The sequence below is a fragment of the Nocardioides rotundus genome, from assembly GCF_019931675.1.
Classification (GTDB): Bacteria; Actinomycetota; Actinomycetes; order Propionibacteriales; family Nocardioidaceae; genus Nocardioides; species Nocardioides rotundus.
Window position 1 is genome coordinate 737298 of sequence record NZ_CP082922.1, and the last position, 25007, is coordinate 762304.

At 73.7% G+C, this 25007-nt stretch carries 24 protein-coding genes and 1 tRNA gene; 21 read left to right on the forward strand and 4 right to left on the reverse strand.

Features of this window, described 5'->3' with window-relative positions:
• The first annotated feature begins 65 nt into the window (after window positions 1–65).
• The 6 genes from K8W59_RS03510 (at window position 66) to K8W59_RS03535 (ending at window position 6901) form a co-directional block, all read left to right on the forward strand.
• A complete protein-coding gene (locus tag K8W59_RS03510) occupies window positions 66–818 on the forward strand; it encodes a GntR family transcriptional regulator (protein WP_223397372.1) in 753 nt (250 codons plus the stop codon).
• The gene (locus K8W59_RS03515; RefSeq protein WP_223397373.1) at window positions 815–1078 is read left to right on the forward strand and encodes a 4Fe-4S dicluster domain-containing protein; all 264 of its coding nucleotides are present in this window, start codon (window positions 815–817) and stop codon (window positions 1076–1078) included. The genes K8W59_RS03510 and K8W59_RS03515 overlap by 4 nt, the downstream gene beginning before the upstream one ends.
• Window positions 1079–1279: 201 nt before the next feature.
• The gene (locus tag K8W59_RS03520; RefSeq protein WP_397196066.1) at window positions 1280–2539 is read left to right on the forward strand and encodes an ABC transporter substrate-binding protein; all 1260 of its coding nucleotides are present in this window, start codon (window positions 1280–1282) and stop codon (window positions 2537–2539) included.
• Window positions 2536–3402 carry an ABC transporter permease gene (locus tag K8W59_RS03525; RefSeq protein ID WP_223397374.1) on the forward strand — a complete coding sequence of 289 codons (867 nt, stop codon included), beginning with the start codon at window positions 2536–2538 and terminating at the stop codon, window positions 3400–3402. Before K8W59_RS03520 ends, K8W59_RS03525 begins: the two co-directional genes overlap by 4 nt.
• Window positions 3399–4202 carry an ABC transporter ATP-binding protein gene (locus K8W59_RS03530; protein ID WP_223397375.1) on the forward strand — a complete coding sequence of 268 codons (804 nt, stop codon included), beginning with the start codon at window positions 3399–3401 and terminating at the stop codon, window positions 4200–4202. The genes K8W59_RS03525 and K8W59_RS03530 overlap by 4 nt, the downstream gene beginning before the upstream one ends.
• Window positions 4199–6901 carry a fumarate reductase/succinate dehydrogenase flavoprotein subunit gene (locus tag K8W59_RS03535; RefSeq protein WP_223397376.1) on the forward strand — a complete coding sequence of 901 codons (2703 nt, stop codon included), beginning with the start codon at window positions 4199–4201 and terminating at the stop codon, window positions 6899–6901. The genes K8W59_RS03530 and K8W59_RS03535 overlap by 4 nt, the downstream gene beginning before the upstream one ends.
• A gap of 153 nt (window positions 6902–7054) precedes the next feature.
• Here K8W59_RS03535 and K8W59_RS03540 read toward each other — a convergent pair whose 3' ends face one another.
• Window positions 7055–8284 carry an APC family permease gene (locus K8W59_RS03540; RefSeq protein WP_223397377.1) on the reverse strand — a complete coding sequence of 410 codons (1230 nt, stop codon included), beginning with the start codon at window positions 8282–8284 and terminating at the stop codon, window positions 7055–7057.
• A 14-nt stretch (window positions 8285–8298) separates the two neighbouring features.
• Window positions 8299–8736, reverse strand: coding sequence for a hypothetical protein (locus K8W59_RS03545; protein ID WP_223397378.1), 438 nt, complete (start codon window positions 8734–8736; stop codon window positions 8299–8301).
• Window positions 8737–8901: 165 nt separating this feature from the next.
• On the opposite strand from K8W59_RS03545, the gene eno reads away from it, so the two are divergent.
• The 5 genes from eno to K8W59_RS03570 are packed head-to-tail and all read left to right on the forward strand — an operon-like array spanning window position 8902 to window position 13091.
• Entirely contained in the window at window positions 8902–10179 is a 1278-nt protein-coding gene (gene eno, locus K8W59_RS03550; protein ID WP_223397379.1) for a phosphopyruvate hydratase, read from the forward strand.
• A 5-nt stretch (window positions 10180–10184) separates the two neighbouring features.
• Window positions 10185–10820, forward strand: a complete 636-nt coding sequence (locus K8W59_RS03555) for an FtsB family cell division protein (protein ID WP_223397380.1) — start codon at window positions 10185–10187, stop codon at window positions 10818–10820.
• Entirely contained in the window at window positions 10817–11329 is a 513-nt protein-coding gene (locus tag K8W59_RS03560) for a DUF501 domain-containing protein (protein ID WP_223397381.1), read from the forward strand. Before K8W59_RS03555 ends, K8W59_RS03560 begins: the two co-directional genes overlap by 4 nt.
• Entirely contained in the window at window positions 11326–12240 is a 915-nt protein-coding gene (locus K8W59_RS03565) for a Ppx/GppA phosphatase family protein (protein ID WP_223397382.1), read from the forward strand. Before K8W59_RS03560 ends, K8W59_RS03565 begins: the two co-directional genes overlap by 4 nt.
• Window positions 12237–13091 (forward strand): uracil-DNA glycosylase, encoded by an 855-nt coding sequence (locus K8W59_RS03570; protein ID WP_223397383.1) that lies wholly within the window; start codon window positions 12237–12239, stop codon window positions 13089–13091. Before K8W59_RS03565 ends, K8W59_RS03570 begins: the two co-directional genes overlap by 4 nt.
• Here the strand turns inward: K8W59_RS03570 and K8W59_RS03575 are convergent.
• Window positions 13039–15309, reverse strand: a complete 2271-nt coding sequence (locus tag K8W59_RS03575) for a penicillin-binding protein (protein WP_223397384.1) — start codon at window positions 15307–15309, stop codon at window positions 13039–13041. The genes K8W59_RS03570 and K8W59_RS03575 overlap by 53 nt on opposite strands.
• 68 nt (window positions 15310–15377) lie before the next feature.
• Here K8W59_RS03575 and K8W59_RS03580 point away from each other — a divergent pair, with 68 nt between their 5' ends.
• The 3 genes from K8W59_RS03580 to K8W59_RS03590 all read left to right on the forward strand — a co-directional run bounded on the left by K8W59_RS03580 (window position 15378) and on the right by K8W59_RS03590 (window position 18095).
• On the forward strand, window positions 15378–16985 hold the full coding sequence (locus K8W59_RS03580) for a hypothetical protein (RefSeq protein WP_223397385.1): 1608 nt from the start codon (window positions 15378–15380) through the stop codon (window positions 16983–16985).
• A 41-nt stretch (window positions 16986–17026) separates the two neighbouring features.
• Window positions 17027–17100: transfer RNA gene (locus tag K8W59_RS03585), tRNA-Leu, on the forward strand.
• A gap of 143 nt (window positions 17101–17243) precedes the next feature.
• Window positions 17244–18095, forward strand: coding sequence for a Bax inhibitor-1/YccA family protein (locus K8W59_RS03590; RefSeq protein WP_223397386.1), 852 nt, complete (start codon window positions 17244–17246; stop codon window positions 18093–18095).
• A gap of 11 nt (window positions 18096–18106) precedes the next feature.
• On the opposite strand, the gene K8W59_RS03595 is transcribed toward K8W59_RS03590, so the two are convergent.
• Complete coding sequence (locus K8W59_RS03595) at window positions 18107–19117, reverse strand: SGNH/GDSL hydrolase family protein (RefSeq protein WP_223397387.1); 1011 nt, start codon at window positions 19115–19117, stop codon at window positions 18107–18109.
• A gap of 42 nt (window positions 19118–19159) precedes the next feature.
• Between K8W59_RS03595 and K8W59_RS03600 the strand changes: the two genes are divergently transcribed.
• The 7 genes from K8W59_RS03600 to K8W59_RS03630 are packed head-to-tail and all read left to right on the forward strand — an operon-like array spanning window position 19160 to window position 24944.
• Window positions 19160–20566 carry a cystathionine beta-synthase gene (locus K8W59_RS03600; protein ID WP_223397388.1) on the forward strand — a complete coding sequence of 469 codons (1407 nt, stop codon included), beginning with the start codon at window positions 19160–19162 and terminating at the stop codon, window positions 20564–20566.
• A 19-nt stretch (window positions 20567–20585) separates the two neighbouring features.
• A complete protein-coding gene (locus K8W59_RS03605) occupies window positions 20586–21560 on the forward strand; it encodes a hypothetical protein (RefSeq protein WP_223397389.1) in 975 nt (324 codons plus the stop codon).
• On the forward strand, window positions 21561–22328 hold the full coding sequence (locus K8W59_RS03610) for a TSUP family transporter (RefSeq protein ID WP_223397390.1): 768 nt from the start codon (window positions 21561–21563) through the stop codon (window positions 22326–22328).
• Between the two features lie 21 nt (window positions 22329–22349).
• On the forward strand, window positions 22350–23396 hold the full coding sequence (locus K8W59_RS03615) for a YihY/virulence factor BrkB family protein (protein ID WP_223397391.1): 1047 nt from the start codon (window positions 22350–22352) through the stop codon (window positions 23394–23396).
• The gene (locus K8W59_RS03620) at window positions 23386–24018 is read left to right on the forward strand and encodes a YigZ family protein (RefSeq protein ID WP_223397392.1); all 633 of its coding nucleotides are present in this window, start codon (window positions 23386–23388) and stop codon (window positions 24016–24018) included. The genes K8W59_RS03615 and K8W59_RS03620 overlap by 11 nt, the downstream gene beginning before the upstream one ends.
• 18 nt (window positions 24019–24036) lie before the next feature.
• Window positions 24037–24426: a pyridoxamine 5'-phosphate oxidase gene (locus tag K8W59_RS03625; protein ID WP_223397393.1), complete on the forward strand. Its 390-nt coding sequence runs from the start codon at window positions 24037–24039 to the stop codon at window positions 24424–24426.
• Window positions 24427–24455: 29 nt separating this feature from the next.
• A complete protein-coding gene (locus tag K8W59_RS03630) occupies window positions 24456–24944 on the forward strand; it encodes a GNAT family N-acetyltransferase (protein ID WP_223397394.1) in 489 nt (162 codons plus the stop codon).
• Window positions 24945–25007 lie beyond the last annotated feature (63 nt).

A 25007-nucleotide genomic window follows, 5' to 3' on the forward strand; every position in this document is an offset into this window, starting at 1 on the left:
AATCAATCTGGTGGCGTTACGGATACTTACTGGATTAACTGCAGTGAGTTACTAGTATTACGTCCGTGACGATCTCCCACCCCACCTCCCGGCCGCGGGCGGCCCGGGCCCGCCTGGTGGCCGACGTACTCCGCCACCAGGTGCTGCACCGGGCGCGCGAGGGCCGGCTGGAGCTGCCGTCGGAGCCGACGCTGGCCGACGACTTCGGGGTGTCCCGCAACACCGTGCGCGCGGCCTTGGACCTGCTCCGCCTGGAGGGCCTGGTCGAGCGCACGCCGGGGGTCGGCACCCGGGCCGGAGGCGGCAAGCACCCGCACGGCCTGCATCAGCTCCAGGGTCTCGGCGAGGTCGTCGCCGAGGGGTCCCTGGTCCACAACGAGGTCCGCGCGGCGGGCCTTGTCCGGGCGCCCGGCGCCGTGGCCCACCGGCTGCGGCTCGGTCCCGACGAGCCAGTGGTGTACGTCGAGAGGTTGCGCACCGTCGACGGCGTACCCATGTCGCTGGATCTCACCTACCTTCCGCGCGACCCCGGCGAGGCCCTGCTCGCCGAGGACCTGGCCCACCGGGACGTGTTCGCGCTGTTGGAGGAGATCACCGGCGGCGGGCTCGACGGGGCCGACGTGATCCTGGAGGCGGTGGGCGCGGACCAGCATTCCGCGTCGCTGCTCCGGGTCCGGCCGGGCGCCCCTCTGCTCATGCTCGAGCGGTTGACCCGCCTGGGCGACGGACGCCCCGTGGACCTGGAGTTCATCCGGTTCCGCGGCGACCGCATCACCATGCGCAGCACGCTGCGCCGTACCCCGAGGAGCCCCGCATGACCGAGACGTCTCAGACCAGCCGGCCCGGCCGCTCGCCCTTGGTCGACCAGCGCTTCGACGTGCCGGTGACCATCGACGAGTCCCGCTGCATCGAGGGCTGCAACCTCTGCGTGGAGGTGTGCCCGCTGGACGCCCTGGCGATCGACCCGGAGACCAACAAGGCCTACATGGCCGTCGACGAGTGCTGGTACTGCGGCCCCTGCGCCGACCGGTGCCCCACCGACGCCGTGACCGTGAACATCCCCTACCTGCTGCGCTGAGCGCGCCCGCATCCCGCCCGAGGAGCCCTCGCATGCCCATCTCCCTGCGCGCCGTCACCGGCGCCCTCAGCGGTCTCGTCGCGGCCGCCGGCCTGTCGGCCTGCACCGTCGCCGGCGGCGCCGAGGGCGAGCCGGGGTACGGCGACCGTCACGGTCGGCTACCAGTCCAAGACCATCAACACCGTCACCGCCGGCACCCTGCTGCGCGAGCGCGGCTTCCTGGAGAAGCGGCTCGCCGAGGTGGGGGACTACCAGGTCCGCTGGGCCGACTACGACACCGGCGCGCCCATCACCGCCCAGATGCTCGCCGGCAAGATCGACATCGGCTCCATGGGCGACTACCCGCTGCTGATCAACGGCTCCCGCGCGGGGACCGGCGACCGCGGCACCACCATGATCGCCGTGACCGGCTGGAACCCCCGCGGCGCCCTCAACGGCGTCGTCGTGGGGGCGGACTCACCCGTCTCGACGCTGGAGGACCTCGAGGGGAAGAGCATCTCAGCGAGCGTCGGCTCAGCCGGTCACGGCACCCTCGTCCAGGCCCTCGACCGGGCCGGGATCGACCCCGAGACCGCGGTGTCGGTGGAGAACCAGGACCCCGGCGTGGGCGCCTCGGCGCTGCAGGCGGGCTCGGTCGACGCGGTCGCCCAGTTCGTCGCGTGGCCCGGCTACCTCGCCTGGCGCGACGACGCGCGGCTGGTCTACGACGGCGGGGAGCTCGAGGTGCCCACCCTGCACGGCACGGTGGTGCGCAAGGAGGTCGCCCGTGAGGAGCCGGAGGTCGTCCGGGCCTTCCTCAAGGCGCAGCTCGACGCCACGGAGTACCTCCACGAGAACCCGGTCGAGGCCGCGCAGATCGTCGCCGACGAGACCGGGCTGCCGCCCGAGGTCGTCTACCTCTACAACGGCCGGGGCGGCGTCTCCTCCTTCGACGCCACGATCAAGGACGAGCAGGTCGAGGCGCTGACCCAGGACGTGCCGTTCCTGAGGTCGATCGGCGTGGTCGAGCGCCCGCTCGACGTCGATGCCTTCGTCGACGACACCGCGCTGCGGGAGGCGTACGGCGACTCCTACGACCGCGACGCCGCCTCGACCGCCAACCCGGCGCCGATCGAGGGCCGCGACGCCACCTGCGACCGGAAGGTGACCGACCCGGCCACCGCCGGCGAGCTGTGGGTGCAGGGCGAGGACGACACCCGCCCGGCGGCCGACCCGACCTGCCTGGTGCGGGCCGTGGCCGAGCTCGACGACGGTGAGCGGCTGCGGGCCGCCTACCTGCCCGACGCGCAGACCGGCACCCGCTGGTTCGCCGACCGGATGCTCTGGCTGCGCGACGGCGAGGAGCTGCTGCCCTTCGCCACCGAGCAGAGCCGCAGCGAGTACGCCGCCGACAACCCCGGCGCGAGCGAGCTGACCTGGGACCAGGCGGTCGCGACCCAGGCCGGCGGGGGCGCGTCGTGACCGCCGTCCAGGAGCGCACCGACGCCGGAGCCTCGGTCGAGCAGGTCGACGCGCCGCCCGCCCTGGTGCGGCGGAGGCGCCGTACCCGACCCGTCGACTGGGTGCTGCGCGCCGCCTCGCTCGCCGCCGCCGTCCTGCTGTGGTGGCTGCTGACGACCTACGACGTCGTCGCCTGGCTGCGCTTCGACCAGATCCCCGGCCCCGGCGAGGTCTTCGACGCCTTCGGCAGCCAGCTGGGCACGCCGCTGTACTGGCAGGACCTCGCGCAGAGCCTGGTGCGGATCCTCAGCGGCTTCGCCATCGCGTCGGTGGCCGGCATCGGGCTCGGCATCGCCCTGGCCAGGTCCCGGGTGGCCGCGGACCTGCTGCAGCCGCTGCTGGAGGTGGTCCGCCCCATCCCCGCGATCGCGCTGGTCCCCGTGGCGATCCTGCTCTTCCCGACCAACGAGCAGGGGATCGTGTTCATCACCTCCACCGCGGCGTTCTTCCCGATCCTGGTGAGCACCCGGCACGCGGTCCGTGCGCTGCCGACGGTGTGGGAGGACGCGCTGCGCACGATGGGCGCCAACCGCCGCCAGGTGCTGCGCGCGGTGATCCTGCCCGGCATCGTCCCGGGGATCTTCGGCGGGCTGTCGGTCGGCATGGGCGTGGCGTGGATCTGCGTGATCTCCGCGGAGATGATCTCCGGCGACTTCGGCCTGGGCTACCGCACGTGGCAGGCCTACACGATCGTCGACTATCCCGACGTGCTGGTCGGCATGGTGTCGATCGGCGCCATCGGCTGGCTCACCTCCGCCGGCGTCGAGCTGCTCGGCCGCCGGCTCACCCGGTGGCTGGCCTCGGAGCAGAGGAGCGCGGCATGAGCACGACCGAGGTCCACCCGTCCGCGCTGCGCGCCACGGGGGTGACGCTGGGGTACGCCGGCGAGGCCGTCGTCGAGGGCGTCGACCTGGAGGTGCCCGCGGGGCAGATCCTGGTCGTGCTCGGGCACTCCGGCTGCGGCAAGTCGACGCTGCTGCGGGCGATCGCCGGGCTGATCCACCCGATCTCCGGCGAGATCGTCGCCGGGGACCAGCGGGTCACCGGGCCCGACGCCGACCGTGCCCTAGTCTTCCAGGAGGACGCGCTGCTGCCGTGGCGCTCGGCCCACCGCAACGTCGAGCTGCCGCTCACGGTCCGTGGTGTCGGGCGCCGGGAGCGGCGGGAGCGCGCCACGGAGTGGCTGGAGCGGGTCGGCCTGTCCCGCTACGCCGACCGGCTGCCCGGCCAGCTCTCCGGCGGGATGCGGCAGCGGGTCCAGCTCGCCCGCGCGCTCGCCGGGGCTCCCGGGCTGATCTGCATGGACGAGCCGTTCGGCGCGCTGGACGCCCAGACCCGCGCCTCCATGCAGCAGCTGCTCGTCGAGGCGTGGCAGGCCTCGGGCTGCACGGTCGTCTTCGTCACCCACGACGTGGACGAGGCGCTGCGGATCGCCGACCGGATCGTGGTCCTCGGGCGCCGCGGCGTGGTCGCGGAGCACCCGGTCGCCCACCCGCGCGACCCGGACCGGGCCCCGGGCGCCGCCGTACGCGCCGAGATCCTCGCCGCCCTCAGCCTCACCCAGTCCCTGGCCCCCGCCCCCGACCGAGACCCCGCCCCGCAGACCCGGAAGGACGTCGCGTGAACATCCCCGAGCCGACCGAGACCGAAGAGCGCCACTGCGACGTGCTGGTGATCGGCGGCGGCACCGCCGGCACCATGGCGGCGATCACCGCCGCCGAGGCCGGCGCGCAGGTGCTGTTGCTGGAGAAGGCGCACGTGCGGCACTCCGGAGCGCTGGCGATGGGCATGGACGGCGTGAACAACGCGGTCATCCCCGGCAAGGCCACGCCGGAGGACTACGTCGCCGAGATCACCCGTGCCAACGACGGCATCGTCAACCAGGCCACCATCCGGCAGACCGCCACCCGCGGCTACGACATGGTGCGACGGCTGGAGCGCTACGGCGTGAAGTTCGAGAAGGACGAGTACGGCGACTACGCGGTCCGCCGGGTGCACCGGTCCGGGTCCTACGTGCTGCCGATGCCGGAGGGCAAGGACGTCAAGAAGGTCCTCTACCGGGTGATGCGCAAGCGGGAGATCCGGCAGAACCTGACGATCGAGAACCGGCTGATGCCGGTGCGCGTGCTCACCGCCGAGGGCCGCGCGGTCGGCGCCGCCGCACTGCACACCCGCACCGGCGGGTTCGTCACCGTCTCCGCGGGTGCGGTGATCCTGGCGACCGGCGCCTGCGGGCGGCTGGGGCTGCCGGCGAGCGGCTACCTCTACGGCACCTATGAGAACCCGACGAACGCCGGCGACGGCTATGCGATGGCCTACCACGCGGGCGCCGAGCTGAGCGGGATCGAGTGCTTCCAGGTCAACCCGCTGATCAAGGACTACAACGGCCCGGCGTGCGCCTACGTCGCGAACCCGTTCGGCAGCTACCAGGTCAACGCCGACGGCGAGCGGTTCGTGGACTGCGACTACTGGAGCGGTCAGATGATGGCCGAGGTGAAGGAGGAGATCGACTCCGCGCGCGGTCCGATCTACCTCAAGACCACCCACCTGCCCGAGGAGACGGTCTCGGCGCTGGAGGGGATCCTGCACCACACCGAGCGGCCGACGCGTGGCACGTTCCACTCCGGCCGGGGGCACGACTACCGCACCCACGACGTGGAGATGCACATCTCCGAGATAGGGCTGTGCGGCGGGCACTCCTCCTCCGGCGTGTGGGTGGACGAGAACGCCCAGACCACGGTGCCGGGGCTCTACGCCGCGGGCGACCTGGCCTGCGTGCCGCACAACTACATGATCGGCGCGTTCGTCTTCGGCGACCTGGCCGGCACCCACGCGAGCGCCCACCTGCCGTCCACCCGGCCCGAGCTGCCCGCCGACCAGGTGGCCGCCGCGCACGAGCTGGTCTACCGGCCGCTGCGCAACCCGGACGGGCCGCCGCAGCCGCAGGTGGAGTACAAGCTGCGCCGCTTCGTCAACGACTACGTCGCACCGCCGAAGACCGGCCGCAAGCTGGCGATCGCGATCGAGTCCTTCGACCGGATGGCCGGGGAGCTGGAGGGGATGGGCGGGCGTACGCCGCACGAGCTGATGCGCTGCGCCGAGGTCACCTTCATCCGCGACTGCGCCGAGTTGGCCGCGCGCGCCTCGATGGTGCGCGAGGAGAGCCGGTGGGGGCTCTACCACGCCCGGGCCGACCTGCCGCTGCGCGACGACGACGCGTGGTTCTTCCACCTCAACGTGCGGCGCCGCCCCGACGGCGGGACCGAGTTCGTGCGGCGACCGGTCGCGGAGTACGTCGTCCCGGTCGAGGGCGTGACCATCCCCGCCTCCGCGCCCGACGACGTCGCGGTGATCGCGTCCGTCGAGCCACGGCAGCTGGTGACGGGGCGGCGCTCCGGGCCGGCCGGCGCCGCGGCGACCCGCTCGCCCCGGCTGCTGGAGCTGTTGGAGCTGGCCGACTCCTCGCCCGACCTCGGGGAGCTCGACCCGTTCCTGGTCGACGCCGAGCCGGCGGTGCGCCGGGCGGCGGTGGCGACGCTGACCGAGGTGGTGCCGGCCGGGTTCGGCCCGGCGCTGGTCGCGCGGCTGGAGGACGAGGACGCCTCGGTCCGGTCCGCCGCGGCACACGCGCTGCGCGAGCTGGTCGAGGTGGTGCCGGCGACCGAGGAGGTCTCGGCGGCGCTGCACGGTGCCGCCTCGGTGGCCGACCCGGTGGGGCGGGCCGCCGTCCTCGACGTACTCCGCGGACTGCGGCTCGGCACCGTCGAGGACTTCTCCGCCGCGCTCGCCGACGAGGACCACCGGGTGCGGCTGCAGGCGGTGAGCGGGCTGGTGTCGCTGGACGCGGTCGAGCCGGTCGCGCGAGCCACCGCCGACGCCGAGCGCGAGGTCCGGGTCGCGGCGGTGCACGGCCTCGGCACGATCGGCTCGCCGGCCTCCGAGCCGGTGCTGGCCGACCTCGCCGGGGACCCCGAGCTCCTCGTGCGGGCCGCGGCCCTGGAGTCCCTCGGCGCGCTGGGGGGCTCGCCGGACTCCTGGTCGCGGTCCGCCGAGGGTCTGTCCGACCGGGCCTGGCGGGTCCGGGTCGGCGCCGTACGCGGCCTCGCCGGCGCGCCCGACGACGTGGCGGTGCCACCGCTGCTCCCGGCGCTGGAGGACGAGCACGCCGACGTGCGCAAGGCCGCGGTGATCGCGCTCTCCGAGCGGACCGGCGACGACCGTGCCGTCGAGGCGCTCGAGCGGGCCACCAAGGACACCGACGCCGACGTGCGGGGCTATGCGCGGCGGGCCCTGCACGCCGCCTCTCGGGTCGCGGCGAGCTGACTGCCTCCGCCCGGAGGGTTGTGGTGCGGCACCTACCAGATCCGGGGGCGGTGGCAGGGGACGTTGTGGTGCGTGCCCTACCAGATCCCGCGGGGTCTTCCTGCGGGATGTGAGAGCACCCGCGTCACAACGCCCGCGCCTCGGCGAGCACCCTCACCGCCCGCGCACCACCAGCCGCCCGAGGAGACCGAGGGCGAGGACGCCGAGTCCGACGGCGACCGAGACCCAGGGGAGGGTGAGGACGAGTACGGCGCACCCGACGAGCCCGAGCACATTGAGCGCCCGCGGCCAGCGCCGCTCGGCGGGGGGCTGGCGCAGCGCGGAGAGGTTCGCGACGAAGTAGTAGACGAGCACCCCGCAGGAGGAGAAGCCGATCGCGCCGCGCAGGTCCGCGACGAGCACCAGGACCACGACGGCGGCGCCGATGGCGACCTGGGCGTGATCGGGGACCCGGTGCTCGGGGTGCACGTGCGCGAGGGTGGACGGGAGGTCGCGCTCGCGCGCCATGGCCAACGAGGTGCGCCCGATCCCGGCCAGCAGCGCGAGCAGCGCACCGAGCGCCGCCGCGGCCGCGCCGACCCGCACCAGAGGCGACGCCCAGGCGGCTCCGGCGGCCGTCGCCGCGTCCGCGATCGGGGTGGTCGACCCGGCGAGGTCCGCGCCGAGCACCCGGAGCACCGCCACCCCGACGACCGCGTAGAGGACGACCGCGACCCCGAGCGCGATCAGGATGGCCCGGCCCAGCATCTCCGGCTGCCGTACCTCCTCGGCGAGGGTGGCGATCCGCGCGTACCCGGCGAACGCGAAGAACAGCAGCCCCGCGGACTGGAGCACCCCCCAGGCGGAGCCGGAGGGGGCGGGTACGGCGGCCGGCGAGGCCGGCAGCACCACCGCGACCGCGACCACCAGGGTGATCAGGGTGAGCGCGAGCAGGACCTGGCCGACTCGCGCGGTGCGGGTGACGCCCCACAGGTTCGCCAGCGTCAGCGCCACCACGGCCGCGACCGCGGCGAGCCGCTGCCAGACCGGCTCGCCGGGGACGGCGTACGCCGCGAACGTCATCGCCATCGCGGCGCACGACGCGGTCTTGCCGACGACGAACCCCCACCCGGCGACGAAGCCCCACCAGGGGCCGAGCACCTCGCGGCCGAACAGGTACGTGCCGCCCGAGGACGGGTAGGTCTGCGCGAGCTGGGCCGAGGCGACCGCGTTGCAGAACGCGACGACCGCCGCGATCCCGAGCCCGACGAGCAGCAGTGAGCCGGCCGCCGTGGCCGCCGGCCCCCAGACGGCGAACACGCCCGCGCCGACCATCGCGGTGAGCCCCACGCTCACCGCGTCCCCCGTGCCGAGCCGCCTGGCGAGCTCCGGATGCTGCGTCACGACACCATGGTGGCCTAGCTCGCCGACCGTGCGAGACGCGCCCGGAGGAGCCCGGCCATCCGCTCCGCCTCGGCCGGGTCGCAGCCCGGTTCGTCGACCAGCGTGGCCACGAGGAAGCGTGGCCCGCGCAGTGGCCCCTCCCACCAGGGGATCAGCCAGACGTGGAAGTGGGGGAAGCGATCCATGGTGGCCCACTGGTACACCCGGTCGCACCCCGTGACCTCGCGGATGGCGGCGGTCAGCCGGCCGAGGGCGTGGGAGTACGTCGCCGCCTCGGTGTCGTTGAACACCGACGGGTCGAGCACGTGTCGCCGCGCCTCCAGGATCACCGTCCCCGGCGGTCCGTAGGCGGCCGGAGCGTGCCCGGCACGCCAGACCCCGTCGTCGATCAGCCACCCACCCGGCGCTGGCTCGGTCCGGGCCTCCTCGGAGCAGAACCAGCAGGTGTCCATGCGAGGAGTGTGGCGCGTTCCGCATTCGCCCGCTTGATCAAGTTCGCCGAGCCGGGACCGGCCGGGACCGAGCCGGGCACGCCGCGGGTGCTCCCTGCGTTGTACGCGCGCCGCCATTAGGCTGACCGTGCCCGTCCCTCGACGACCACCACCCAGGAGCACCCGATGGCTTCCATCATCGCAGTCGGCGCCCGCGAGATCCTCGACTCCCGCGGCAACCCCACCGTCGAGGTCGAGGTCGGGCTCGACGACGGCACCTTCGCCCGCGCGGCCGTGCCCAGTGGCGCCTCCACCGGCCAGTTCGAGGCCGTGGAGCTGCGCGACGGCGGGAAGCGCTACCTCGGCAAGGGCGTGCAGAAGGCCGTGCGGGCGGTCGTCGAGGACCTCGCCCCCGCGATCGAGGGCCTGGAGGCCGACGACCAGCGCCTGGTGGACCAGGCGATGCTGGACGCCGACGGCACCCCCAACAAGGCCAAGGCCGGCGCCAACGCGATCCTCGGCGTCTCCCTGGCCGTGGCCCGGGCCGCCTCGGAGTCCGCCGGCCTGCCGGTCTACCGCTACGTCGGCGGCCCCAACGCGCACCTGCTGCCCGTGCCGATGATGAACATTCTCAACGGCGGCGCGCACGCCGACACCAACGTCGACGTGCAGGAGTTCATGATCGCGCCGATCGGCGCCCCCACCTTCCGCGAGGCCCTCCAGCAGGGCGCCGAGGTCTACCACGCGCTGAAGTCGGTGCTGAAGAAGAAGGGCCTGGCCACCGGCGTCGGCGACGAGGGCGGCTTCGCCCCCGACCTGCCGTCGAACCGGGACGCGCTGGACCTGATCGGCGACGCGGTGAAGGCCGCCGGACTCAAGCTCGGCAAGGACGTCGTGCTCGCGCTCGACGTGGCCGCCTCGGAGTTCGCCGACAAGGGCAAGTACACCTTCGAGGGCAAGAAGCAGACGGCGGAGAAGATGATCGACTACTACGCCGACCTGTGCTCCTCCTACCCGATCGTGTCGATCGAGGACCCGCTGGACGAGGAGGACTGGAAGGGCTGGAAGGCGATGACCGACCGGCTCGGCGGCCAGGTGCAGTTGGTCGGCGACGACCTGTTCGTCACCAACGTCGAGCGGCTCCAGCGCGGCATCTCCGGCGGCCAGGCCAACGCGCTGCTGGTGAAGGTCAACCAGATCGGCACGCTCACCGAGACCCTCGACTCCGTCGACCTCGCCCACCGCAACGGCTACCGCTGCATGATGAGCCACCGCTCCGGGGAGACCGAGGACACCACGATCGCCGACCTCGCGGTCGCGACCAACTGCGGCCAGATCAAGACCGGCGCGCCCGCCCGCTCCGAGCGGGTCGCGAAGTACAACCAGCTGCTGCGGATCGAGGACGAGCTCGGCGAGGCCGGTCGCTACGCCGGCGCGTCCGCGTTCCCGCGCTTCCAGGGCTGACCCGCATGGCGGAGCGCCGTACCTCCGGCCCCGGGCGCAAGACGCCCCCGGGCGGGAAGGCGCGCGCCCGCAGCCGCACGACGACCACCGGCTCCACGCCGCGGGTCACTGACTCCGGCCCTCATCGCTGGTCGAGCCCCCAACGCTGGTCGAGCCCCCAACGCTGGTCGAGCCTGTCGAGACCACCCACGACCGGCCGCCGCCGCCCCCGGCTCACCGGCCGGGCGATGGTGCTGGTCCTGGTGGTCGCGGTGCTGATGGCCTCCTACGCCTCCAGCCTGCGCGCCTACCTCCAGCAGCGGGACCAGATCAGCGACCTCAAGGCCGAGATCGCCATGCGTGAGAAGGCGATCGGCGAGCTCGAGCGGGAGAAGCGCCGCTGGGAGGACCCGGCGTATCTGCGGCAGCAGGCCCGGCAGCGGTTCGGCTACGTGATGCCGGGTGAGCGCTCCTTCGTGGTCGTCGACGAGAACGGCGACCCGGTCACCGGGCGGGCTCTCGACGACCCCGAGGACGTCGTGCGCGAGGAGCCCACGGCCTGGTGGGACAACGCCTGGGGGTCGGTCCGGCTCGCCGGGAACCCGCCCCAGGTCAAGCCGGGAGACCAGACGCTGCCCGACGTGATCGGTCCCCGCGGGTGAGCCTGGACCCCCGGGACGAGGCGATCGTGCGCGCCCAGCTCGGTCGCCCCCCGCGCGGCAGCCACGAGGTCGGCCACCGCTGCCCCTGCGGTAACCCGGACGTGGTGACCACCGAGCCGCGACTGCCCAACGGGACGCCGTTCCCCACCACCTACTACCTCACCTGCCCTCGGGCGAGCTCCCGGATCGGCACCCTCGAGGGCTCGGGCCTGATGACCGAGATGACCCAGCGACTGCGCGACGACCCCGAGCTGGCGGCGGCCTACCGCAGAGCGCACGAGGCCTACCTCGCCGACCGGGACGAGCTGGCCCGGGTCACCGGGCACGACGTACCCGAGATCGCGGGCGTCACCGCCGGCGGGATGCCGGACCGGGTCAAGTGCCTGCACGTGCTCGCCGCCCACGCGCTGGCCGCCGGCCGCGGGGTCAACCCGCTGGGCGACGAGGTGCTCGACCTGCTCGGCGACTGGTGGAGCGAGGGTCCCTGCGTGACCGTGGAGGACGCGTGAGCGCGGTCGGCGCGATCGACTGCGGCACCAACTCGATCAAGCTGCTGATCGGCGACCTGCCCGACGTCGCGGTGCGCGAGTCCCGCGTGGTCCGGCTCGGAGCCGGCGTCGACACCACCGGCGAGCTGTCGGAGGAGGCACTGGCCCGCACCTTCGACGCGATCGACGAGTTCGCCGCCCTGCTGCGGGAGCACGACGTCGCCCAGGACCGGATCCGCTTCTGCGCCACCTCGGCCACCCGGGACGCCCGCAACGCGGCGGTCTTCACCGACGGCGTGCGCGAGCGTCTCGGCGTGGACGTCGAGGTGCTCTCGGGGGAGGAGGAGGCGGCCCTCGTCTACGCCGGTGCCACCCGCGCGCTCGAGCCGAGCCCACCCGACCCGGTGCTGGTGGTCGACATCGGCGGCGGCTCCACCGAGTTGGTGCTCGGCACGGCCGGCACCCCGGACGCCGCGGTCTCCCTGGACATCGGCTCGGTCCGGCTGCACGAGCGCTATCTCCACGACGACCCGCCGACGACCGCGCAGACCCGGGCCTGCGCCGCGGACGTCGACGCCGCCCTCGACGGCAGCGGCCTGGACCTCGCCTCGGCTCGCACCGTGATCGGCACGTCCGGGACGATCAAGACGCTCGCCGCGGGGCTGATGGACCTGCCGGCCTTCGACCGGGACGCGATCGACGGAGCCACCCCGCTCGTCGCCGCCACGCACCGCTTCGTCGACCGCATGCTCGCGATGTCGGTCGCCGAGCGGCTCCGGCTGCCCTGGCTGCACCCCGGCCGCGCCGACGTGATCGGGGCCGGGGCGATCATCTGGTCGCGGATCCTGGCCCGCACCCGGGTGGAGCGGTACGTCGTCTCCGAGGCCGACATCCTCTACGGCATCGCCTGGTCGATCGCCGACCCGTCGTGACCACCGATCCGCACCCGGTCACCGGCGAGCGGTTCCCCAGCCCGGTCCCGCCGGGCACCGGCTGGCCGGAGGACCCGGCCGCGCCGGACACGCCGGTGGCCCGCACTCCGGCCCAGGTACGCCGCCTCGCGGACACCGACGACCTGGCCGAGCTCGACGCCCGGGTGAGCGTGTGCTCCGCCTGCCCGCGGCTGGTCCGCTGGCGCGAGCAGGTGGCGGTCGAGCGGCGCGCGAGCTTCGCCGACCAGCCCTACTGGGGCCGGCCGATCGCGGGCTGGGGCGACCCCGCGCCGGAGATACTGATCGTCGGCCTGGCCCCGGCCGCCCAGGGCGGCAACCGCACCGGGCGGGTCTTCACCGGCGACTCCAGCGGCGACTGGCTCTTCGCCTCCCTGCACCGCACCGGGCTGGCCCGGCAGGCCGCCTCCGTGCACGCCGGCGACGGGCAGGCGCTGGTCGGGGCACGGATGGTCGCCACGGTCCGCTGCGCGCCGCCGCAGAACAAGCCCACCCCGCGGGAGCGGGACACCTGTGAGCCGTGGCTGGCCCAGGAGGTGCGGCTGGTCGCCCCGTCGCTGCGGGTCGTGGTGGCGCTGGGCGCCTACGGCTGGGCGGGGGCGCTGCGCGGGCTGGCGGCCGCCGGGTTCGCCGTACCGAAGCCGAAGCCGCGGTTCGCGCACGCCGCCGAGGTGACGCTGGGGGACGAGGCGCGGACGGTCACGCTGCTGGGCTGCTACCACCCCAGCCAGCACAACACCTTCACCGGCCGGCTGACCGAGCCGATGCTGGACGCGGTCTTCACCCGCGCTCGGTCTCTGGCAGCCGCACGTCGGTCCGAGACCCCGCCGTGAGCACCAGCGACACCTCCGACTCCGGCCCGAGGTAGGTGCCGGCGGCCGGCGTCGTCCGCTGCACCACGTTGGGGCTCAGCAGGTCGTCGGGCGAGGCGCGCCGGTCGGCCACCCGCACCCGGAAGCCGGCCTCGTCCAGGGCCCGGAAGGCGTCGGCGGGGGAGAGGCCGCGTACGTCGGGCACGACGGTCCCCGACGCGGTTCCGGAGGGCGGGGCGAACTGCTCCACGGGCAGCCCCCGGTGCAGGCCGAGCATGATCTTCTGCCAGATCGGGCCGGCGACCAGGCCGCCGTAGGCCTGGGCGATGTAGGTGCCGTTGGCGTAGAAGTTGCGCAGGGGGTAGGCGAACCCGCCTCGCGGGTCGCCGACCCAGACGGCCGTGGCGAACTGCGGGGTGTAGCCGGAGAACCAGACCGCCGCGTTGTTCTGCGTGGTGCCGGTCTTGCCGGCGGCCGGGCGGCCGATGGACTGGGCGGAGCCGGTGCGCGCGGGGTCGGGGCCGTCGATGACGCCCTGCATGACGTCGGCGACGGTGTCGGCCACCGACGGCTGGATCGCCTGGGTGCAGTTGGCGTCCGGCACCTCCAACTCCCGGCCGCGGGGCCCGGTCACCGCGTCGATCGCGATCGGCCGGCAGGAGACGCCGTGCGCGGCGAAGGTGGCATAGGCGCTGGCGAGCTGGAGCGGGGAGACCTCGTAGACGCCGAGGGTGAGCGCGGCGTCCCGCTCGGTGATCGCCCGCTCGCCCGACCGCGGGATCCCGGTGAAGCCGAGGCGCTCGGCCATGGCGGCGACGTTGAGCACCCCGACGTCGTGCTGCAGCGCCAGGGCGTAGGTGTTGGAGGACCGGGCGATGCCGGCGTAGGCGTCGAGGTAGCCCGAGCCGCTGCTGCCGAAGTTCTGGAACCCCGAGCCGGGGTAGTTCTGGTCCGCGGGGGCGTAGACGGGCGGGGCGTAGATCGCGCTGTTCGGGTCGTAGCCGCGCTCCAGCGCCGCCGCCAGGGTGATCGGCTTGAAGTTCGACCCCGGCTGCATCGCCACCGCGTCGGGCAGCAGGACCTGGGTCTTGTCGAACTCGCCCTTCTTCGGCACGCCGAAGGTGCGGTTGACCGCGAAGGTGATCACCCGCCCGGTGCCGGGCTCGACGGTGACCGCGGCGGCCGCGACCCGGTTGTCGCGACCGAGCGCGTCGTCGACCGCCTTCTGCGCGATGTCCTGGGCCTTCGGGTCCAGGCTGGTCTTGATCGTCAGCCCGCCGCGGTAGAGCAGCTCGGCGCGCTGGGCCGCGGTCCGGCCGAACGCGGGGTCCTTGGCGATCCACTCCTTGACGTACTGGCAGAAGAACGGGTAGCGCGCGCTGGTGCAGCCGTTCGGCGCCTCGGTGATCCTCAGCCCGAGCGGCGCCTTCTTGAAGCGGGCCAGCTCGCGGTCGGTGATCATCCCTTGGGCGTTCATCACCGACAGCACGGTGTTGCGGCGGGCCTGCGCGGCCGCGGGGTCCTCGGTGGGGTCCAGCGCCGTGGGGTTCTTCACCACGCCGGCCAGCATCGCCGCCTGCGGCACGGTCAGCTCGCTCGCGTCCACGTCGAAGTAGTGACGGGCGGCCGCCCCCACGCCGTACGCCCCGTCGCCGAAGTAGGAGATGTTCAGGTAGCCCTGGAGGATCTGCTCCTTGGTCATCTGCTTCTCGACCGCGGTCGCCAGCCGGGCCTCGCGCAGCTTGCGCTGGTAGGAGGCCTGCGAGGCGGCCTCGCGACCCTCCTCGGTCTCGGCGGCGTTGGCCAGCACGTTCTTGACGTACTGCTGGGTGATGGTGGAGCCGCCCTGGGTGTCGTCGCCGAGGGCGTTGTTGACGAAGGCTCGCGCGATGCCGCGGATGTCGACGCCGCCGTGCCGCCAGAAGCGGTTGTCCTCGATCGCCACCGCCGCCTGGCGCATCGGGCGGGAGATCTCGTCGTACTCCACCGGGAAGCGGTTCTCGGAGTAGAACTCCGCGATCACGCTGCCGTCGGCCGCCAGGATCTTCGACCGGCTCGGAGCCGGCCTCTCGGGCAGCTTCGCGGGGAGGTCGCGCCAATAGCGCGCGGCCGCGTTGACGGTCATCGCGCCGGTGGTCGCGAAGGGGACGGTCAGCACCGCGGCGATCAGCGCGAGCGCCGCCAAGGCGAGGACCCCGTGACGCAGCGCCTGACGGCGCTCGGCACCCTCCTGCGGCACGCGGCTCTCCTCCTCCTGGGCTCGCCCCGACTTCGCGGTGGGGCTCGGGCTGCCTACGATTGTCCACGGTGACCGAGAATCCGACGAAACGCCCGCCCGAGTCCTGGCAGCGAGCAGCGCTCGCCCTGGGGCTCGGTGTCCTCGTCGTCGCCGTCGTCCTGACCCTGGCCATCATCGGTGTGGCGCCCTGGCTGTCCTTCGCCGTGCCCGGCGAGGAGCAGGCCGAGGGCCCGGCCCCGGCCGCCGCGACGAGCAGCGGGCCGGCTCTCGCCGGCGCGTCCGCGGCCGAGCAGGTCGTGCGCCGGGTCGCGGACGTGCAGCCGGAGCAGCTGAGGGAGTGGCGCCGGCTGGACAGCTCGGCGGTGACGACCAGCTCGTTCGGGCTGGGCTGCGACCCGGTCGGCGACATCGCCCCCGCGATCGCGCGCACGGTGAACTGGTACGACGAGAAGTCCGGCCGCTCCCTGGCGGTGCAGGTCGCCGCGTACCCGGCCGGCGGGGGCTCGGTCGCGCTGCAGGCCGCGGACGCGGTGGCATCGGACCCCTCCTGCTCCGGCGTCTACACCTCCACCGGGCTCTCCGAGCTGGGCGTGGACGCGACCGAGCTCACGTCGAGCCGCACGGTGGCCCAGCTGTGGCGCCGCGGCGACGTGGTGGTCACCGCCAGCGCCCGGACCTCCGACGGCCCGGAGGACCCCGGCTCGCACGAGCAGGCGCTCCGCGAGCTGGACCGCGTGCTGGCCGACGCCCTGGTGGGCGTCTGCGCCAACCCGGACGGCGAGTCGTCGCGCGCCCGCTCGCCGTACCTGGACCGAGCCAACTACCACGGCCGCCAGGTCACCGAGAAGGTCGAGCGCGGTGACATGGACGTGCCGAGCCCGACGCCGCCGTCGGGGGCGCAGAAGGTGCCGGTACCGGCGCCGGACCTGCCGATCCCGGCGGTGCCGGAGCGGCCGGCGACCCCGCAGCCGCTGCCCACGGAGGGCCCCGTCGCGCTCCCGGAGTATCAGTACGCCCCCGCGGCGCCGGACGCACCGACCCGTCCGCCGATGGAGACGACCGCGCCGAAGCGGATCCCCGACCCGGTCGGCCCGGGGTGCGGCTGGGACTTCACCGGCCAGCAGCCGCCGCACTTCGACCAGGAGAAGGCCGACGCGGAGCTGCAGCGCGCGGTGGACCGCGCCCGGGGCGACCTGCGGCGTCAGTGGCGGGCCTGGCCGGGTGAGCAGGCGGACTATTTCGGGGAGTACGCCGCCTACCGGGCCGCCGTGGAGGACTACGAGGTCTATGCCGCCGAGGTGAGCGAGGTGGCCTCGGCGTGGAACGTGATCTGGGGCGCCCGCAACCGCTACTACGCCGCGCTGGACTCCTGGCGCGGTCAGCAGCAGGCCCGGCGGACCTTCTTCGATCGCCAGGACGCGGCCCGGCAGCGCTACCGCCAGGCGGTACGCGACTGCGAGCGTCGCAAGCGCGAGGCCGAGCAGGAGGCGCAGGAGCCCAGCGACGACCCGTCGGCCTCGGGCAGCGCGAGCGCGGAGCCGGAGCCGGAGCCCGAGCCGAAGCCGGTCCGGTGCGACCCGAAGCGCCCCGGGATCCTGGGCGACTCCCCGCCGACCGTCGGCTCCTCTCCCGTGCCCGACCCGGAGGCCCAGCTCCCCGCCGGGAGCGGTCGCTGAGCCGGTGGGCCTAGGCTCGGCGGAGCCCGCCCCTGGGCGTGGCCCCCGTATCCCAATCGGCAGAGGAAGCCGACTTAAAATCGGCGCAGTCTGGGTTCGAGTCCCAGCGGGGGCACGGTCCGCAGCGAACCCGCCGGCCGGAACCCGTCCGGAATGGGAACATCTATCGCGTCTCGCGCGTTGAGATGAGTGACGCTCGATAGAGTGAGCGCAACGGGGCGGCCTGCCCCGGGAACCACGGCCTCCAAGGAGAGACCAATGCGTAGCAACAACCCGGTGTTCAACCGCTCGCCGGAGTTCAACGGCCAGAGCACCTACGCCGGCAACGGCCAGGCGTACGGCGGCTACGGCCAGGCGAACCCCTACGGCCAGCCCGACCCCTACCAGACCCAGGGCGGCCAGCCCGGATACCCGGACCTGCAGGAGCAGGGCCGGATGACCATCGACTCGGTGGTGCAGAAGACCGGCATCACGCTGCTGACGGTGATCGTCTTCGCCGCGGCCACGTGGATGCTGGTCGGCGACGTGTCCGCGCAGACCGCCGGCATGCTCTACGGCGCCATGCTCGTCGGCGGCGGTGCCGCCTTCGTCCTGTCCCTGGTCAACTCGTTCAAGCGGGTGATCAGCCCCGGCCTGGTGCTCGCGTTCGCCGCGGCCGAGGGCGTCGCGCTGGGCGCGTTCAGCAAGTTCTTCGATGCCCAGTTCGGTGGCGGCATCGTCGTGCAGGCGGTGCTCGGCACCTTCGCGGCCCTGGCCGGCACGCTGGCGGCGTACAAGTTCTTCAACATCACCGTGAGCAACAAGTTCCGCAAGTTCGTGGTCTCCGCCATGTTCGGCATGGTGGCCCTCGGTCTGCTGGAGATGGTGCTCGGGATGTTCGGCAACGGGCTGGGTCTGTTCGACGACGGCGCCCTGGGGCTGCTCTTCGCCGTCGCCGGCCTGGTGCTCGGTGTGTTCATGCTGCTGCTGGACTTCGACTTCGCCGAGCGCGGCGTGGCCGCGGGCCTGGCGGAGCGCGAGTCCTGGCGGGTCGCCTTCGGGCTGACCGTCAGCCTGGTCTGGATCTACACCAACCTGCTGCGGATCCTGGCGATCTTCCAGCAGGACTGACCAGCGACCGGCTAGTCCTCTTCGGCCGCCGCCGGGGACTCCGAGCTCGACTCCGGGCCCCGGCGGCGGTGTCGTAGTGCCACCCAGCGGCCACGCAGCCCGCGCTGGGAGCCGGCCACCTCGGTGCCGTCGACCTCGGTGCCCGGGGTTCGGGCCGCCTCGACCGCGGCCGTGCTGACCGGCAGCACCGCCTCGCCCCGCAGCGTGATGGGCTGTGCCTCCTCGTCGGGGGCGAAGCCCAGCGCCGCGAGCACCGAGGGCACGACGGCGGAGACCATCTTGCGGTAGCCGTCGGCCGAGGGGTGGAAGCGGTCGGGGCCGAAGAGCAGCGCCGGGGCGGCGTCGAACTCCGCCCCCAGCATCGAGCCGAGCGACACGGTGCGCCCGCCCGCCTCGACCACGGCGATGGTCTGGGCCGCTGCCAGCCGCCGCGACCACAGCCGCGCCACCTGCTTCAGCGGCGGCGCGATCGGCCGGATCGTGCCGAGGTCGGGGCAGGTGCCGACGACCACCTGGGTGCCGGCCTCGACACAGCGCCGGACCGCCTCGGCGAGGGAGCGCACCGACTGCGAGGGCAGCACCTGGTGGGTGACGTCGTTGGCGCCGATGAAGATCAGCGCCACGCCCGGCTCGGTGGGCAGCGCCCGGTCCACCTGCACCGCGAGGTCGGAGCTGCGCGCGCCCACGACGGCGTACTCACGCAGGTGCACGCGCCGGTTGGCGCGGCCCGCGACCGCCGAGCCGAGCACCGCGCCCGGCGTCTCCTCGACCGAGTGCACGCCGTAGCCCGCGGCGCTGGAGTCGCCGAGCAGGGCGATCCGCAGGGCGGGCCCGGGGCGGCCCCGGCCGTACCACCCGGTGGCGTCCGGGGGAGGCACGTCCGCCGGCTCGCCGATGGTACGGCGGGCCAGGCTGGCCTCAGCCCGGAGCACGCCGTACAGGCCCGCGCCGAGCACCGACAGGCCGCCACCGCCGTAGGCCGCGGCGGAGGCGAGTCTGCGAGCTGCTGCGACCTTCCCCACGCGGCCAGCCTACGGGCCCATCGACTCGATAGGTTGGGGACCGTGAAGTATGTGAACTCCTTGCTCGAGCTGATCGGCGACACCCCGCTGGTGCGGCTGAACCGGACCCTGGACCTGGCTCCGGACGCCGATCCGGAGGCCGGCCCGATGGTGCTCGCGAAGATCGAGTACATGAACCCCGGCGGCTCGGTGAAGGACCGGATCGCCACCCGGATGATCGAGGCGGCCGAGGCCTCCGGCGAGCTGCAGCCCGGCGGCACGATCGTCGAGCCGACCTCCGGCAACACCGGGGTGGGGCTGGCGCTGGTCGCGCAGCAGCGCGGCTACCGCTGCATCTTCGTGTGCCCGGACAAGGTGAGCGAGGACAAGCGCAACGTGCTGCGGGCCTACGGCGCCGAGGTGGTCGTGTGCCCCACCGCCGTCGCCCCGGAGCACCCGGACTCCTACTACAGCGTCTCGGACCGGCTGGCCGCCGAGCCGGGCGCCTGGAAGCCCGACCAGTACTCCAACCCCAACAACCCGCGCTCGCACTACGAGACCACTGGGCCGGAGATCTGGGAGCAGACCGACGGGCGGATCACCCACTTCGTCACCGGCATGGGCACCGGCGGCACGATCAGCGGCGTCGGCCGCTACCTCAAGGAGCAGAACCCCGAGGTCAAGGTGATCGGCGCCGACCCGGCCGGCTCGGTCTACTCCGGCGGCACCGGACGCCCCTACCTGGTCGAGGGCGTGGGAGAGGACTTCTGGCCCGAGACCTACGACCGCGACGTCGCGGACCGGGTGATCGAGGTCTCCGACGCCGACTCCTTCGCCTTCACCCGCCGGCTGGCGCGCGAGGAGGGCATGCTCGTCGGCGGCTCGGCCGGGATGGCCGCCTACGCCGCCCGCCAGGTCGCCGAGGAGCTGCGCGGCACCCCCGAGGGCGAGAACGCGGTGATCGTCGTGCTGCTGCCCGACTCCGGCCGCGGCTACCTCACCAAGGTCTTCAACGACGAGTGGCTCGCGCAATACGGCTTCGCCACCGGCGCCGGCGACTCGGGCTCGCGCACCGTCGGGGAGGTGCTGCGCGGCAAGGCGGGGCAGCTGCCCGACCTGGTGCACACCCACCCGAACGAGACGATCGCCGAGGCGGTCGCGATCCTGCAGGAGTACGGCGTCTCCCAGATGCCGGTCGTCCGGGCCGAGCCGCCCGTGGTCGCCGCCGAGGTGGCGGGCTCGGTGTCCGAGCGCACCCTGCTGGACGCGCTGTTCGCCGGCGACGCCAAGCTGACCGACTCCGTAGAGGAGCACATGTCCCAGCCGCTGCCGACGATCGGCTCGACCGAGCCGGCCCGCAACGCGGTCGGCCTGCTGGAGGATGCGGACGCGGTGCTGGTCCACGAGGACGGCAAGCCGGTCGGCGTCGTCACGCGCCAGGACCTGCTGGCCTACCTCGCCGGCTCCTGAGAGGCCCTAGAGTGCCGTCATGAGCGAGCAGACGGGGGAGCCGCCGGCCTCGCCGGCGCTGGCGGAGCTGGAGCGGGTGGCACAGGCGCGCCGGGAGCGCGACGGGCTGCGGACCCAGGTGGATGTGGTGCGGCAGCGGCTGGAGCAGGAGCGGGCCGCGGCCTCGGCGGCGGCTGAACGGCTGGGCGCCGAGCAGCGGGACGTGGAGCGGCTGGAGTCGATGTCGATGACCCGGATCCTGGCCGGGCTGCGCGGCTCGCGCTCGGGCGACCTGGACCGGGAGCGTGCCGAGGCGCAGGCGGCGGAGTACGCCGTCGCGGAGGCGCGCTCGCGGGTGGCGCGCGAGGAGTGGGACCTGGGCTCCCTGGAGGAGCGGATCGCCGGCTTCGGCGACCTCGACGCCCGGCAGCGCGACGCCCTGGCCGCGCGGGAGGCGGAGATCGGGGCCGACCCGGGCGCGGCGGAGACCAGTGAGCGACTCACCGCCGTGGCCGACGAGGCGGGCACGGTGCGGGGCGAGCTCACCGAGCTCGGTGAGGCCACCGCGGCCGCGCGGGAGGCGGACGCCCGGCTCGACCAGGCCGCCCAGCTGCTGGGCCGGGCCGACGGCTGGGCGACCTACGACACCTTCCTCGGCGGCGGGATGCTCGGCGACATGGCCAAGCACCAGAACCTGGACCGGGCCGCTGTACACATGCGGGAGGCCGACGCGGCGCTGGCGCGCCTGGCCGCCGAGCTGGCCGACGTCGGGATCGGCTCGGTCGGCGAGATCGGCATCACCTCGATGTCGCGTGCGCTGGACGTCTGGTTCGACAACATCTTCAGCGACTGGGCGGTGAAGAACCGGATCGGCGAGGCCGCGGCCCGGGTGGCGCAGCTGCGCTCGGCGCTGGCGGCGACGGGGCAGGAGCTGGGTCGCCGTACTGCTGCCGCCCGAGGCCGGCTCGCGAGCCTGGAGGCGGAGCGGGAGCGACTCCTGCGCGGGGGCGGCTGAGTGGACGAGCCGCTCCTGTGGCTCGGCCTGGCCGCGGTGGCCGCGGGCTTCGTCGACGCCGTCGTCGGCGGCGGTGGGCTGATCCAACTGCCCGCGCTGCTGCTGGCCTTCCCGGGGGCCGCGCCGGTCCAGCTGCTGGCGACCAACAAGATCTCCGCGGTGGCTGGTACGACCGTCAGCGCGGCGACGTACTATCGCCGGATCCGGCCGGACCCCCGCACCTTCGGGCCGCTGATGGCCTGCTCGTTCGCCGGCGCGGTGGGCGGCTCCCTCGTGGCGAGCCTGCTGCCGCGGTCGGTCTTCGACCCGATCGTGCTGGCGGCCCTGGTGCTGGTCGGGACCTACGTGTGGTTCAAGCCGTCGCTGGGGGAGGCGACGCGGCTGCGCTTCACCGGGCGGCGGCACGTGACGCTGGCGATGCTGGCCGGGGTGATCATCGGGTTCTACGACGGCGCGCTGGGGCCGGGCACCGGGTCGTTCTTCGTCTTCTCGCTGGTGGGGCTGCTCGGCTACTCCTTCCTCGACGCCTCGGCCAAGGCGCGGCTGGCGAACATGGCCACGAACCTGGGCAGCCTGGTGGTGTTTCTGCCGATGGGCGCGGTGATGTGGCGGGTCGGCCTGGTGATGGCGGTGTGCAACATCGTGGGCGGCTACGTCGGCGCCCGGGTCGCGGTCGCGAAGGGCGCCGCCTTCGTGCGGGTGTTCTTCCTGGTGGTCGTCGCCGCGTTCGTGGTGCGGATCGGCGGTGGCCTCGCCGGATTCTGGTGAGGTGTGAGGGACAATCGGCCCATGGGTGTGGTGGAGCGGATCGACGGGTTCCAACGTCGTCATCCCGTCATCGGTCTGCCGCTGGCGGTGATCTACAAGTTCTTCGACGACCAGGGCAACTTCCTCGCGGCGACGTTGACCTACTACGCGTTCGTGGCGATCTTCCCGCTGATGCTGCTCGGCAGCTCGATCCTCGGCCTGGTGCTGGAGGGGCGGCCGGAGTGGCAGGACGCGATCCTCAACTCGGCGCTCTCGCAGTTCCCGATCATCGGTGACGAGCTCGGCCGGCCCGAGGGCCTGCAGGGCTCCTTCCTCGGCATCGCGGTCGGCTTCCTCGCCGCGCTCTACGGCTCGATGGGGCTGGGCCAGGCGCTGCAGAACGCCCAGCACGTCGCCTGGTCGGTGCCGCGCAACAGCCGACCGAACCCGTTCTACTCCCGGCTCAAGACGCTGATGCTGCTCACCACCGCGGGGACCTCGCTGCTGGCGGTCACGGTGGTCACCACGCTGCTCAGCGCGACCGAGGTGTTCGGCAGCCAGATCAACGCCGGGATCCGGATGCTCATCCCGATCGTCACGGTGCTGGTCGTCGGCTGTGGTCTGACCCTGCTGCTGCGGGTCGCGGCGGCCGGGCAGCGCAGCTTCCGCCGCGCCGCCCCGGGCGGCTTCACGCTCGCGATCCTGTGGCAGCTGCTGCAGTACGGCGGCACCTACTACGTCGACCGGGTGCTGGTCGGGACCAGCTCGATGACCAAGACGTTCGGCCTGGTGCTCGGGCTGGTGGGCTTCATCTTCATCGGGGCGGTGATGGCGATGCTGTCCATCGAGGTGAACGTCGTGGTGGCCCGGCGGCTCTACCCCCGCGCCCTGCTGACCCCCTTCACCGACGCGGTGCAGCCCACGCACGCGGACCGGCGGGCGTATGCGTCCTACGCCCGCGCGCAGCGACACAAGGGCTGGGAGCGGATCCAGGTGACCTTCGATCCCAACGGCGCGAACGGGAACGGCTCCACCCCCTCCGACGGCTCAGCCGCCGCGGAGCCGCCGGAGCCCGCGCGTGGCCCCTGAGCCGGTCTCCTACCTCACCCTCGCGCGCGCCGCGCAGGCGAGCATCGAGGTGAAGCGCTCGCGCTTCCTGGCCACGCTCGAGCCGGTCGCCGACGAGGCCGCGGCGCGGGCGGTGGTGGAGCGGATGCGGCGCGAGCACTGGGACGCGCGGCACCACTGCTCGGCGTTCGTGCTGGGGGCGGACGGGTCGGTGCAGCGCTCCAGCGACGACGGCGAGCCCGCGGGCACCGCGGGGGCGCCGATGCTGGAGGTGCTGCGCGGCGCCGGGGTGAGCGACACGGTCGCGGTGGTGACGCGCTGGTTCGGCGGGGTGCTGCTGGGGGCGGGCGGCCTGGTGCGGGCGTACGGCGACGCCGTACGCGCCGGGCTGGAGGAGGCGGGCACGCTCCGTCGTACGCTGCTGCGCGAGCAGCTGCTGGTGCTGGACCACGCGGACGCCGGGCGGGTGGAGTCGGAGCTGCGGGCGCGCGGCGTCGCCGTGCTGTCGGTCGACTACGCCGAGCGGGTCCGGCTCCTGGTCGGCGTGCCCGCCGGCGAGGAGGCGGGGCTGACCGCGACCGTCGCCGGGCTGACCGGAGGCGCGGTCGTGCCGGTCCCCGCCGGGGAGCGTTGGGTGTCCTGACGGGCTAGATTGCCCAGCATGAGCATTCCGGTGGAGCTGGGGCGGCTGGCGGAGACGCTGCGCTCCTTCGGGTCGGGCTACCTCCTGACCAGCGGCGGCGGGCAGGTGAAGGCGGTGACGGTGGATCCGCGGGCGTTCGAGGGCGCTGTGCTGGAGCTCCCGGGGAGCCGGGGGTCGCTGGCGAACCTGGCGGAGAACCCGGCCGCGACGCTGCTCTTCCCACCGCTGAAGCCGAAGGGCTACACGCTGCTGGTCGACGGCAGCGCCGAGGGGGATGGCGAGGCGATCCGCTTCACGCCGGCGACCGCCGTACTCCACCGTCCGGCGTCGCACTCCGACGGGCCTCCCGCGCCCGAGGCCGCGGGGGAGCAGACCGGTTGCGGCAACGACTGCCGTCCGGTGGAGTGAGTGCTCGTGAGTGACGGGAGCATCGGCCTGTGACCATCCGCCCGATCGAGGACGCCGACTGGGAGCAGGTCTGGCCGATCTTCGCCGCGACGGTCGCGGCGGGGGAGACCTACGCCTATCCCGAGGACCTGACCAGCGACGAGGCGCGGGCGCTGTGGGTCGAGGACGCGCCCGGGCAGACGGTGGTGCTGGTCGAGGACGGTGTGGTGCTCGGAACCGCCAAGATGGGGCCGAACCGACCGGGCCGGGGCGACCACGTCGGCACGGCGAGCTTCATGGTCGCCGAGGCGGCCCGCGGACGCGGGGTCGGGCGACAGCTGGCCGAGTACGTCGTCGGGTGGCACCGCGACCAGGGCTACCGCGCGATCCAGTTCAACGCCGTGGTCGAGACCAACACCGCGGCCGTCCGGCTCTGGGAGTCGCTGGGCTTCCGGATCGTCGGCACCGTGCCCGGCGCCTTCCGGTCCGAGCGGCACGGCTACGTCGGGCTGCATGTGATGGTTCTCGACCTCGGCTGAGGCGTTCGTGGGTTACCCTCCCGGCCTGCACGCTTCTCGGACGAAGGGGTGAGGTCGGTGCGG

What these genes read in the sequence shown, in the direction of transcription:
- K8W59_RS03515 (WP_223397373.1), top strand. Translation starts at nt 815, where the DNA reads ATGACCGAGACGTCTCAGACCAGCCGGCCCGGCCGCTCGCCCTTGGTC.
- K8W59_RS03605 (WP_223397389.1), top strand. Translation starts at nt 20,586, where the DNA reads ATGAGCGAGCAGACGGGGGAGCCGCCGGCCTCGCCGGCGCTGGCGGAG.
- eno (WP_223397379.1), top strand. Translation starts at nt 8,902, where the DNA reads ATGGCTTCCATCATCGCAGTCGGCGCCCGCGAGATCCTCGACTCCCGC.
- K8W59_RS03625 (WP_223397393.1), top strand. Translation starts at nt 24,037, where the DNA reads ATGAGCATTCCGGTGGAGCTGGGGCGGCTGGCGGAGACGCTGCGCTCC.
- K8W59_RS03615 (WP_223397391.1), top strand. Translation starts at nt 22,350, where the DNA reads ATGGGTGTGGTGGAGCGGATCGACGGGTTCCAACGTCGTCATCCCGTC.
- K8W59_RS03590 (WP_223397386.1), top strand. Translation starts at nt 17,244, where the DNA reads ATGCGTAGCAACAACCCGGTGTTCAACCGCTCGCCGGAGTTCAACGGC.
- K8W59_RS03555 (WP_223397380.1), top strand. Translation starts at nt 10,185, where the DNA reads ATGGCGGAGCGCCGTACCTCCGGCCCCGGGCGCAAGACGCCCCCGGGC.
- K8W59_RS03545 (WP_223397378.1), bottom strand. Translation starts at nt 8,736, where the DNA reads ATGGACACCTGCTGGTTCTGCTCCGAGGAGGCCCGGACCGAGCCAGCG.
- K8W59_RS03530 (WP_223397375.1), top strand. Translation starts at nt 3,399, where the DNA reads ATGAGCACGACCGAGGTCCACCCGTCCGCGCTGCGCGCCACGGGGGTG.